The organism is uncultured Muriicola sp. (assembly GCF_947258935.1).
GTDB lineage: Bacteria > Bacteroidota > Bacteroidia > Flavobacteriales > Flavobacteriaceae > Muriicola.
This window is the reverse complement of the sequence record NZ_CAMYKH010000098.1, coordinates 1-11,354: the sequence shown is the minus strand read 5'-3', so window position 1 is coordinate 11,354 and position 11,354 is coordinate 1. Positions and strand designations below refer to the sequence as shown.

The window sequence follows — 11,354 nt, the reverse complement described above, 5'->3', positions numbered from 1 at the left end:
CTTCTTACTACTCACAATCTTGTTGGTCGTATATACCTTTAAAATACTATCCACCACAAAAAACTGTATGACCTGTGCTAAATTGCTGTCAATATTTAAATTATAGCTGTTTTCAACCCCCTGGGAGATGTTTACCTTAAGGCCGTCATCGATCTCAAGGGCGTTGAAGTCTTCAGGGATGTCACCGATGACCTGTGTCACATCCTTATTTCCTTTAATCTTTGGTTTTTTTTGGGCATATGAATATGAACATAGCCCTATCGCAAATAAAAAAATCAGTATTTTTTTCATAGTTATCTTTTTAAACAGCTTATAATAAGATACGAAATATTAATTACTCTTTTTTTGCATTTAATAAATTGAAAATGCCTTTATCCATAGGTACTACTCTATTCTAATTGGCCATCTGCAAAGGCCGCAGACTCCCATTCCGAGATCCCTTTTAGATCCTCCACCCAATTCCAGGATGTATAGATGGTAATTGTATTCTCGTTCGAATTTTCTTTGGTTCCATGGGCCTCAAATTGCCAAATGATATGTTCTGCTTCCGGAAAGGAATTGGCAAGCAGGGACTCATCGAACAACCGATTAATAAGGGTGTGCTCATCCATGCCGTCATTCAATACCCGCGTTAAAAAGCCAGCTGTTGGTTCGGCAACATTTTTCCTGGATTCCTGGGTTAAAGAGCTAAGAGTAAGTTTTAGCCTGGCAATATCTGGTTCCCTGAAATTTTTAGGAAATGCCCAAAAGAGCATACAAGACACATGAAATAGTTCTTCGTGTAAACTAAGATCTGCGTATTCTTCCCATATTTTCTCTTCCTGTAATTCTATGGCCAGATTTTGACGTTGTCCTTTATTGAGACGGTCGCCTATTCTGAATTCCAATACTTTCACGGCCGCTTCCTCTACCTCAAAGTCTGTCAGTGCAAGACAGGCCATATCTTTAAGTTCTTCGTTGGGTATTCCCTGCACATCCTCGTATTCCACAAAATGCAAAAGTCTCCGGAATTCTTCTTCCGTCCAAACAAGGGGGATCTCATGAACTTCCTTTAGTTCTATGAGTTTAACACTGTACTTATATTTTGCCATATGTTCGTCAAATTCTTGAAACAATTCGCTATAAATAATTGGCGTAAATTGTCCGCTGTAATCCTATCAAAAGTAACAAGAATTTGTCTTATTTTATGTATTAAAATCTGAAACTAATTGGTCTATTTTGTGATAATTTATACACCTATATATCAATGTATTGTTGATATTGACTATATTTCGTTTTACAAGCCAATCATATAAATAACCAATGGACACCAAGGTAAAGCATCAGAAAAAATTTGGCACATTTGGTGGCGTTTTTACACCAACCTTACTTACCATTCTCGGGGTTATTATGTACCTCCGTCTGGGATGGGTTGTAGGAAATGCCGGCCTTTTAGGTACCTGGTTGATCATTGTCATCTCTTTTGCCATCACTTTATGCACTGCGCTTTCGATGTCTGCTATCACAACCAACATCAGGATCGGTGCCGGTGGAGCCTATGCCATTGTTTCCCAGGCATTGGGGCTGGAAGTAGGCGGTAGTTTGGGAATTCCACGTTATGTCTCACAAGGCCTGGCAGTCACTATGTATATTTTTGGTTTCAGGGAAGGTTGGCTGGGTATTTTTCCCGATCACAATCCATTTCTGGTAGACGTCCTTGTTTTTGCCTTGTTGTTTGGGATCGCATATGTGAGCGCTAATCTCGCTATTAAAACACAGTATATCATTATTGGGATCATAATGCTTTCTTTTGTCTCCATCATTTTAGCAGCATACGAGGGATCCATGTTCAATACAAATACAGAGGTCCTGCGTTTTGGCTCTTTTCAGGGATCAATTGAAAATAATTTCAGTGGAAGTAACTTTTGGATCGTATTTGCGGTATTTTTCCCGGCAGCAACGGGTATCATGGCCGGGGCCAATATGTCTGGAGAACTCAAGGATCCTAAGAAAAGTATTCCGGTGGGCACTCTGTGGGCCATTGCAGTGAGTTTTGTTATATATATGTTACTGGCCTATTGGATAGCCCGCAGTGCTACTGAAGCCGAATTACTTGCGGACTACTACGTCATAGTGGAGAAAGCCTATTTTGGTCCTTTGATCCTGGCAGGGATTTTAGGAGCCACATTTTCTTCTGCCCTGGCTTCTATAGTAGGGTCTTCACGAATCTTATTTGCAATGGGGGAACATAAGGTACTCCCCTATTCTACATTTTTAGCCGGGCAAAGTGCGAACGGACAACCCAGAAATGCCATGTTGATAACCGGAATTCTAATTTTTGCTACTATGTTGTTGAGGAACATCAATGCGGTTGCTCCCCTGGTAACCCTGTTCTTTCTTATTACCTATGCCATGATCAATATAGTGGTTATTATTGAGCAAAATCTTGGCCTTATTAGTTACAGACCCGTTTTTAAGATTCATAGGTGGGTACCATGGATAGGCCTTATTTCATCGGTCTTTGCCATGTTTATAATTAACCCCACCGTGAGCTTACTTTCGGTAATGATCGTCTTCGTGGTCTATTTTTATTTATCCAGACAGAATTTGGAAACTCCTTTTGAAGACGTACGATCCGGATTATTTGTCTCATTCGCAGAATGGGCCGCCAAGCACACCTGGGGCATGAAAAAAATGCAGCAACGAGCCTGGAAACCTAATTTAATGGTCCCTGTTCGGGATATCAATGGAGTAAAAGGAATATTTCCTTTTTTAAGAAATATTGCAAAACCCAAAGGATCTATAAAGTTACTAGGGATAGAGCCCTTTTCTGAAAAAAGCAAGCTGGCTGTGCAATTGGCAAGCCTGTCCGAATCATTCAGGATCAAAGGCGTATTCTCCTCCTGGACGGTGATTCATACCGAAGAATTCACCAAAGGCATTAATTATGGGAGTCAGGCTTTGCAAGGCGCTTTTTTTAAGCCCAACATTGTCTTTCTTAACCTACAGGAACATGATGACTATGAGGCTGAACTGCGCCCTATCATAAAAGAATCGATCCGGCTAGAAATTGGCGTTTTACTCTACGTTGCTCATCCTACTGCACTCTTAGGTGAACGAAACATCATCAACGTGTGGATAAGCGACAGGCAGTCTAACTGGAGTATTGGCTGGGATATAGGAAACCTAGACCTTTCCCTTCTTATTGCTTATAAGTTAAAACTTAACTGGAATGCCAAAATCCGACTTATAACGGTCATAAACGATCCAAAAGAGGAGCAAAACGCACGAGAATTCCTCAATTCTCTAATCAACCTGGCTCGGTTGCCAGAGACAATGACAGAGGTTTATATTGGCACCTTTAAGCAGGTGGTTGATAACGCTCCTTCTGCTGATCTAAACATCTTTGGTATGGAGGAAAACTTAAGCTTTCACTTTGTAAAAGAAATGATTTTTAAAACAAATAGTTCCTGCCTGTTTGTAAAAGACTCCGGGCATGAAAGCATACTCGCTTAGTACAATAATAAAGGTGGCATTATCTGTATAACACCACCTAAACTCATTTCAATCTTGCTTTTCCGCTATCTTACTTTGGACTAATATTTTGGTTTACCCTAAAGAGATTGGTAGGGTCATGGACCTGTTTGATCTTTTTGAGTCGGGCATAATTATGCTTATAACTGGCTTTTACCCGTTCTTGTCCTTCATCGTTCATCATAAAGTTAGAATAGGCACCTCCGGCAGAATGTGGATGTAATCCTTCCCAATAATCCTTACACCAACTAGTTATTTTATCTGCATTTTTAGGATCGGGGTCCACCCCTACAATTACACCAGAATATTTGGCATCCCTGTATGCCCAGGCGGTCTCTTCATTCCCCACCCTGGATGCTGCACCGGTGATAGGGTATAAATGCATTTGAGATAAAGGCGTAGGGATTTTGGATCCGAATTTTAGATGCTGGGCACTGATCTCTGCATTCAGATCATTAAAAAAGTCGCCCCTCCAATACCATTGAAATCCGGGTGGAAATAAACCATCGAACATGGTTTGAACTGATGGATAAGGCATTTCCCCTACGTGTTGAAACAATGGATCCATGGCTAAAATGGGTTTAAATAGTTCTTTTGCTTTTGAAAGATCCCCTGCATAGCACCATACAATGCCACAGAATTGTTTTAAATGCAAATGCTCAGGAAACGGTGGTCCGGGAATGATCATGGTCGCAAAGAAACCATTGAGCTCCTCAGGAGCCGACTGTATGAACTTGTTGTACCAGGCCATTATTTCCTGAGTCTTTTCTATTGGCCATAAGGTAGGTCCGCCAAAAACTGTTTTTACAGGATGAGCCTGGAATTTAAAGGAAGTTATGACCCCAAAATTTCCGCCACCTCCACGGATGGCCCAGAAAAGATCTGTGTTTTGCGTTGCGTTCACTGTTACAAAGGAACCATCTGCCAAAACCATATCGGCCTCAAGCAAATTATCTATTGTTAAGCCGTATTTACGCGATAAATGTCCTACCCCTCCTCCAAGTGTAAGGCCTCCAACACCGGTTGTAGAAATGATCCCGGCAGGTATAGCTAGCCCAAAAGGATGTGTAGCATGATCTACTTCACCCCAAAGATTTCCGCCTCCTACCCGTACTGTATTATTGGAAGTATCTACCCGTATATATTTTATTAAAGATAGATCGATGACCAAGCCATCATTACAGAGCCCCAGGCCTCCACCGTTATGTCCCCCGCCTCTGATAGCTAATAGAATATTATTTTCACGTGCGAAATTTACACAGGCAATAACATCTGCAACATCTACACAACGGACAATCATGGCCGGGTGTTTTTTTATCATTCCGTTGTATAGTTTACAAGCATCCTGATACTGGGGATGATCTGGCATTATTACCACGCCCCTTAGTTTTGAAGTGAACTCGCTAATAGTTTCATTAGCGGCTAATTGAATTGTTTGGTTCATAATTAGGTTATTTAGTTTATATAAAAATACCTATACCTATCCATGAAAACGATCATTATTAAATCAAAGACTCACAATTTTCAATCAATAATTAAAAACAACTCTTCACGCCTGAAAGAGTTGGATATATTTTGAGGGAAGAATACCGAAGGCATCATAAAAACACTTTGTAAAATAAGCAGGACTATTGAATCCTGTCTCGAAGGCGATCTCAGAAATATTTCCTTGTTGTCTGTGTAATAGATCGAGGGCTTTGGTCAATCGGAACTCTCGCATAAAAGTATTTGGCGCCTTACCGGTAAGTTTTTTGATTTTTCGATACGTCTGAGAGGTACTGTGCCCTATAGCTTTACACAAATGTCTCAGCTTAAAATTAGGGCCCTTCCAATTGGCTTCTGAGAAGGCAATCAATTTTGATAGGAACTGCTCTTCTTTGGGTTTTAGAACACGGATATGTTCTTTATCAATAATGGCATTTCTATTTTCATTTTCGTAAAGAGCTTTAATGGCCGAGGAAATAACAAGCTGTTCTTTGACAATCTCACACATCTGAGTTGCTAATACCACCGATTCAAAGAAGATCCCTTCATTATCCGTCACAGGTGATCCGGCAGAAATACCTATGTTCAGACCCTGATGTTCATTCACCAGTTTGGGATAGCTGTACTTAAAATTCTCCTGGATCTTCAGCGCACACAGCACGGCATTGGTAACCGATTTAAAAGAGACCAGATATGATTTGTCGTTTTCCCGAACTACGGTGCCTTGAAAGTGTTTTAATGAATTAGCCACGCTCCGGTGAAACTTCTGAGTAAAAATACTAAGCTGATGATCTTCTGTCCTGTATAATTGATCCGCAGTTTCAAGGACCATGATCACCCTGAAAGCTGGGTCATCAATAATATTCAAAACAGCATCTGATGTCTTCTCCGGATCCTCAATCCGTCCAAGGAAAGATTCTACCAAATGTTCGTCCACTTCTATAATTTGGTGTGGGAAAGAACCATGAGCATGATTATGCATTTTCTGAATGGCTTCCTTGTTGGGAGCTTCAATAAGACAAAACGCCGTATGCCGTTCACTATCGCACCAATAGGTCATCCCCTTGCATCCGTATAAATGCTGTACTTTTAGGTCTTCCTGATGCATTAGCGCCACGTGTTCCGGTTTTATTTCATCCGGGATATCATGACGATCCATATAAAGAGGCATACTACATTAATTTTTATTAAGATACGGAATTGTGGTTACTTGACAACTGAGGTAGATTCATAAATTATAATCCCATGTTAAAAATATAAGGTTTTATTACTTTTTAATACGGCTTTTCCCGACTTGGTATACCCATTTACAAAATACATTTTAACAGCTCCACGGTTTTTTACTTCCTTTTCACCTCTGTATTCGCAAATAAAAGAATCCTTAATAAGCAAATAAGTCTGTTCTCCAATATTGATCCTTCCTGTTTAAAATTTCTTACTACCCACTACCCCGGCTACCACCGGCCCAGTATTAATGCCTATCCTAATGTCAAAAGACATCAGACTTGTATCAGTGGTCTTCGCTTTTGCCACAAAGTCGAGTATCTCAAAAGCAGCAGCAACCAAATTCACTGCATGATTTTCAATCGGATAGGGCACACCGCCCGCACACATGTAGGAATCACCGATGGTCTTTATTTTCTCTAGCTCATATTTTTCAATAATATCATCAAAAGCGGAAAAGTAGTATCCGAGGCTATATACTAATATTTCCGGATCTACCTGTTCAGCTTGTGACGTAAATGATTTAAAATCTGTGAACATTACTGTCGCTGAATCGATCTTACTTGCCTTAACTTCCCCCGATTCTTTTAACTCATTGGCCGTTAATTCGGGCAGAATGTTAAGCAACAAGGTTTCTGAACGATCTCTTTCTCTTTCAATGATTGCCTTTGTTCTTTTTATATAGATGTTGCGCCTGAAAAGGCCTATTGCTAAAAGAACAATCAAGAAAAGTGCAAAGCCCACGCCAATTGTTATGATCTTCTGTGTTCTTCTTTTTTGATCCAGGAGCTCATTTTCTCTTTGCTTCTGGGCTAATTCAACATTGGCCATTTGTTGTACTGCACTAATGTTTTGCACACTATCCTTATAGGTAATATGATTTTTGTAATTAGCTAACGAATTCGCTATGTCGCCTCGTTTCTCATAAAGTTCTGAGAGTTTCAAATAGGCATCTCCAATTTGCTCTTTTAGGCTATTTTGTTTCGCAAGATTAAGGCTCCTCCGGGCATATTCGAATGCCCTTTCCCACTCATTTCTTTCGGCACTAAAATCGGCCATATATGTAAGATAAACGCAGATAGGATAGTAGTCTCCAAGCTCTTCAAGCATAGTTATTGCCTGCTGTATCTTTATTTCTGCTTCTTTTGATTTCCCTAGTTGTGCATATGCCAATCCAATATTTCCAATATTATAGGCCAACCCAATTTTGAGGTTTAATTTATTCCAGATTTCACCTGATTCCTCGAATAAAAGTAAGGCCGAATCTGGTTTAGAAAATTCTAAATTGTATGCGTCTCCTAAATTCTCTATGGCAGAAGCGTAGCCAATGGAGTCTTGTCGGTTTTCCATCAATTTAAGTAGTTCAATGGCATCCTTATAGTACTTTACAGTGCTTTGTTCATTGCCCATGGCCGCATATACGCCGGCAATAGAAATATTTAGCGAACCTAATTCTTTGCTTTTTGTTTTGTCGCCAGAAACAATTTGAACTCCTTTCAGATAAGATTTCAATGCTTCAGATAAATCGCCTTTAAGTCTTAGTGCATTCCCTTTTTGCAAATAGCCATTGTACAAAGACACCAAAGAATCTAATGCCATAGCTCTACGTATCAGTTCTTCGCTATAACGCAATGATTTATCCGGGTTAGGATGACTAGATGCCAACCTGCTCAATAATTTAAGTCGATCCTCCTCCTCAAATGCTCCTGAATTAAATATTATTTCAAGGCTGTCTGCTTTTGCCTGGTTTTGACCATAACCAACATTAATCCAAAGAAAGAAAACGCCCAACAATAGCCGGGCGTTCTTTTTTAACTTGAACGAATGTACTAAAATACAGTTCATAAGAAGTTGGATTTACACAGCATAAAAAAACCTTACTGTCCTCCTACCTTAATTCTGGGATCTAGGGTATATCTGCCAAATCCTTGCACTTTAAATTCTATTAGATATTCATAGTCTAAGCCCGGGGCCGTTTTTCGTTTGATCTTGACATTTACCTTTTCTTTTCCATCTTTAATTTTTCCGAAAATGTTTCTCGAATCAAATATATTGATGCCCTTAATGTATCCTATTTTTTTAATTTTCACTTCTTCCCCATCCTGGGTAACACCCTCCCATTCAAGATCTGTACCATCCTCTACTTGAATGGTAAACATTTTTGGGTTGCTATCCCCAGGAACAACAACGGAGCCAGGAGTTGCAGTTAAGGTACAACCTCCGGGAGCTTCATTATCATCTCCTAGTTGGGATGTGTCTACTGTAAGTAAGATCTTTACAGGCTCAACTGTTTGTCCAAAACTAATTGAGCATAAAAGGAACATTATAAGAACTGCAGAGCCTTTAATTGAGTTTAATGTTTTCATTATGTTGGTTATATTGGTTAGTTGGTTCTTTTAATTAAGAAAGAAATATTCTTCTTCTAAATTAACTACAAGATAGATATTAATATTTAAATCTATATCCCTAAAAGAAATATGGTTAAATTTTAAGAAAAGATTCTTTAGATTCACTTTTTGAAATGCCAATGCATGTAGATTTGTTCTGTATTTTCTGATTTCTAAATAATATTAAACAGTTTTATTTGTCGCAACCAATACTATATATGCATAAAATCCAAACATTCTATTTTATAGTCCTTTTCTTCTGTCCTTTTTTAATTTTAAATGCGCAACTGGTCAATATCGAATCGCAACGGATGCAAGTAGACTCTGTACGCTTTGTTCTGAAAAGCGACTTGCTGTTTGACTATTCTAATAACAACGGAGACTACCTTTCACAATTCACGGCCAATATTTCCACACAGATAAAATCAAAAGACCTGAAGCGGATCTATATGTTTATTGGGAGCTATAATACCGAGCGCAGTAAGGATCAGGATTTTCAAAATTCATTTTTCTTACACCTTCGATTGAATCAAAAAATATCGAATGTATTTAGATTTGAAGCCTTTATTCAAGACCAGTACAACGCCTTGCTTAATATTAACAAAAGAAAATTAGTTGGAGCCGGCCTTCGTTTTAAATTTATTTCTACGCCTAACATAAAGGCTTATTTTGGGAACGCCTATATGTATGAACATGAAAAAATAGATGACAGCGAGACGGAATATTACAACAATAGAAATAGCAGTTACGTTTCCTTTACCATTAATTTTCCTAAATCGAAAGTTAACCTAACCGAGACGTTCTATTTCCAACCTAAATACAGTGATATTAGTAATCATCGTGTTTTTCAGCAGTTGCAGGCGCAATTCCCGATAAATAAATCCCTTAGTTTTACTACGCAATTTACCTACTTCTATAACAGTTTTGTCCCTGGTATTGCCCGAGATTATTCTTCAGATCTCAGCCTGGGACTAAGCATAAACATTTAAGCTATAATGGAAGTACTAAAATCTGTGAGATACCGAAGTTTCTCAGAAGACCATAAAAAGCTCCAAGTAATTATCCGATCTGTTTCACACGAACAGCGTTCATGCCTTTCATTCCTCTTTCCAACTCGAAAGAAACAGAATCATTCTCGGCGATCTCATCGATGAGGCCGCTTACGTGAGTGAAGTATTTTTCGTTATTCTCGGTATCTATGATAAAGCCAAAACCCTTGGAGGTATCAAAAAAAGATACCTTCCCTTTCCTGACCGGATCGAAGGGTTCTCTATCTCCCTCTTCTTTCTTAGGAATTCCCAGAATTATGTCTTCAGCATCAACTTTTATCTTATCAGCAGGATCTGGCGGAGTATCTACCAAATTTCCTAAATGGTCAACATAGGCAAATGGAATACCCTGAGGATTTTCAATTGAAGAAAGTTTTCTGGCTTCTTTCTTCTTGCGTTTCTCCTCTTGTTTTTTAAGGCGTTTTTTCTCTCTCTCCCCTTTACTATATGTTTGTTGCGATCTTGCCATTCCCCGTTTTTATGGGGCTAAAGGTAATAAGTATCTCTTCAATTCACAAGAAAATACCTCTCTTTCCGATGTTGGAAACAAAAAAGAGCGCTTTATAGCGCTCTTTTTCAGGTTGATTGGTTGGCTATGGTCTATTTGGCATCTAAAGCCTTGGTGCTTATATACGCATTAGACCTAACTATTTTACCATCATCATTAAAATCATGAATGTATAAGGCCGGTAAGACTATTTCTTTCCCGTCCGATTTTCTTTTCATTTTAAAACGCCACCAGGATTGAACTGTTTTCCCATCTCGGAGGTCGTATTCCAAATAATCAGGATATCCAACTACATCGATACTCAGTATATCAAAGGATTCCATCATTTTTTTATTGCGCTCTTTTACTTCATCAAGACCTACAGTTTCACCAACAGGCATTTCCAAACCGGTGAAACGTGCATTTTCATGAAAAAAACTATAGGCAAGCTCTAAATCATTGTGCTCAAAGGCATGGATCATACGGCGAACTTTATTGATATATGGATGGTGCTGATATAAAGTGCCATTGGCCCTGTCGTCATAACTCTCCCACATGTTTCTAAAGACCCTGGAATCCGTGTAGTTTAACATCAGGTTAATCTTGTTGTCCTTGTTAAGCTTAAACATTCGATGCATTGGCATATCTATCTTTACCCCTGTTCTGTTGTTTACAGCTTTTAGATTATTCCAAACCTGAACCCAGGTATCACTTTTATCATATTCCAAAGCATCCGGATAAGCGCCAGGAGTTGGGACTTCAGAAGTATATGAAAAGTTATTCTTCCACCATTTCATCCCATTTAAAAATTCTTCTTTCGTATTGCCTTTGTCGTATTTGTTGGCATTAGCTCCATTAAATTGTTTAAAATCATCTGCGAGATACGAACTTACTTTTGAAGAATCCCCTTCAACCCATGCAGCAAGCATTTCATTTACAACGTTGATGGCCGGGTGCTCCAAATAAATAGTTCCATTTTTTTTCTTCTGTGAATATCCCTGTACCACGAAGAGAATCAGGAAAGTGATTACTAGTTTTTTCATACTATTCATTATTTAGATGGTTTCAGAACACATTTTTGAATTCCAACAGCGAATAACAATGAAATTTGAAAATAGGACAACCGGAACCGGACAAAGCAGCTGATTTAATGTCCGAAGCATACGTATTAATTATCAAACAAAAATGGGCAACCATAAAAGTTTCCCA

Annotated in this window: 10 protein-coding genes; 2 read left to right on the top strand and 8 right to left on the bottom strand. The window is 38.9% G+C overall.

Annotated features, from left to right (window positions below; genetic code table 11):
• Together Q0X72_RS12730 and Q0X72_RS12725 are read right to left on the bottom strand one after the other, a co-directional pair.
• The coding region (locus Q0X72_RS12730) for a DUF2807 domain-containing protein (protein ID WP_297766109.1) at positions 1 to 291 on the bottom strand (291 nt) is incomplete at its 3' end.
• A 98-nt stretch (positions 292 to 389) separates the two neighbouring features.
• Entirely contained in the window at positions 390 to 1,091 is a 702-nt protein-coding gene (locus Q0X72_RS12725) for a hypothetical protein (protein WP_297766107.1), read from the bottom strand.
• Between the two features lie 211 nt (positions 1,092 to 1,302).
• Here Q0X72_RS12725 and Q0X72_RS12720 point away from each other — a divergent pair, with 211 nt between their 5' ends.
• The gene (locus Q0X72_RS12720; RefSeq protein ID WP_297766104.1) at positions 1,303 to 3,495 is read left to right on the top strand and encodes an amino acid permease; all 2,193 of its coding nucleotides are present in this window, start codon (positions 1,303 to 1,305) and stop codon (positions 3,493 to 3,495) included.
• A gap of 70 nt (positions 3,496 to 3,565) precedes the next feature.
• Here the strand turns inward: Q0X72_RS12720 and Q0X72_RS12715 are convergent, their stop codons facing one another.
• The 4 genes from Q0X72_RS12715 to Q0X72_RS12700 form a co-directional block, all read right to left on the bottom strand.
• Positions 3,566 to 4,957 carry an FAD-binding oxidoreductase gene (locus Q0X72_RS12715; protein WP_297766101.1) on the bottom strand — a complete coding sequence of 464 codons (1,392 nt, stop codon included), beginning with the start codon at positions 4,955 to 4,957 and terminating at the stop codon, positions 3,566 to 3,568.
• Between the two features lie 105 nt (positions 4,958 to 5,062).
• Positions 5,063 to 6,169, bottom strand: coding sequence for a nickel-binding protein (locus Q0X72_RS12710; protein WP_297766097.1), 1,107 nt, complete (start codon positions 6,167 to 6,169; stop codon positions 5,063 to 5,065).
• A 254-nt stretch (positions 6,170 to 6,423) separates the two neighbouring features.
• Complete coding sequence (locus Q0X72_RS12705; RefSeq protein WP_297766095.1) at positions 6,424 to 8,067, bottom strand: adenylate/guanylate cyclase domain-containing protein; 1,644 nt, start codon at positions 8,065 to 8,067, stop codon at positions 6,424 to 6,426.
• Positions 8,068 to 8,099: 32 nt separating this feature from the next.
• Positions 8,100 to 8,588, bottom strand: a complete 489-nt coding sequence (locus Q0X72_RS12700) for a hypothetical protein (RefSeq protein WP_297766092.1) — start codon at positions 8,586 to 8,588, stop codon at positions 8,100 to 8,102.
• Between the two features lie 332 nt (positions 8,589 to 8,920).
• Here Q0X72_RS12700 and Q0X72_RS12695 point away from each other — a divergent pair, with 332 nt between their 5' ends.
• On the top strand, positions 8,921 to 9,598 hold the full coding sequence (locus tag Q0X72_RS12695; protein WP_297766089.1) for a DUF481 domain-containing protein: 678 nt from the start codon (positions 8,921 to 8,923) through the stop codon (positions 9,596 to 9,598).
• Between the two features lie 70 nt (positions 9,599 to 9,668).
• Here Q0X72_RS12695 and Q0X72_RS12690 read toward each other — a convergent pair whose 3' ends face one another.
• The gene (locus Q0X72_RS12690; RefSeq protein WP_297766086.1) at positions 9,669 to 10,127 is read right to left on the bottom strand and encodes a cold-shock protein; all 459 of its coding nucleotides are present in this window, start codon (positions 10,125 to 10,127) and stop codon (positions 9,669 to 9,671) included.
• Between the two features lie 131 nt (positions 10,128 to 10,258).
• A complete protein-coding gene (locus Q0X72_RS12685; protein ID WP_297766083.1) occupies positions 10,259 to 11,188 on the bottom strand; it encodes a nuclear transport factor 2 family protein in 930 nt (309 codons plus the stop codon).
• Positions 11,189 to 11,354 lie beyond the last annotated feature (166 nt).

Coding starts and splice junctions, on each gene's coding strand:
- Q0X72_RS12715 (WP_297766101.1), bottom strand. CDS start 4,957: ATGAACCAAACAATTCAATTAGCCGCTAATGAAACTATTAGCGAGTTC.
- Q0X72_RS12705 (WP_297766095.1), bottom strand. CDS start 8,067: ATGAACTGTATTTTAGTACATTCGTTCAAGTTAAAAAAGAACGCCCGG.
- Q0X72_RS12690 (WP_297766086.1), bottom strand. CDS start 10,127: ATGGCAAGATCGCAACAAACATATAGTAAAGGGGAGAGAGAGAAAAAA.
- Q0X72_RS12685 (WP_297766083.1), bottom strand. CDS start 11,188: ATGAAAAAACTAGTAATCACTTTCCTGATTCTCTTCGTGGTACAGGGA.
- Q0X72_RS12710 (WP_297766097.1), bottom strand. CDS start 6,169: ATGCCTCTTTATATGGATCGTCATGATATCCCGGATGAAATAAAACCG.
- Q0X72_RS12725 (WP_297766107.1), bottom strand. CDS start 1,091: ATGGCAAAATATAAGTACAGTGTTAAACTCATAGAACTAAAGGAAGTT.
- Q0X72_RS12695 (WP_297766089.1), top strand. CDS start 8,921: ATGCAAGTAGACTCTGTACGCTTTGTTCTGAAAAGCGACTTGCTGTTT.
- Q0X72_RS12700 (WP_297766092.1), bottom strand. CDS start 8,588: ATGAAAACATTAAACTCAATTAAAGGCTCTGCAGTTCTTATAATGTTC.
- Q0X72_RS12720 (WP_297766104.1), top strand. CDS start 1,303: ATGGACACCAAGGTAAAGCATCAGAAAAAATTTGGCACATTTGGTGGC.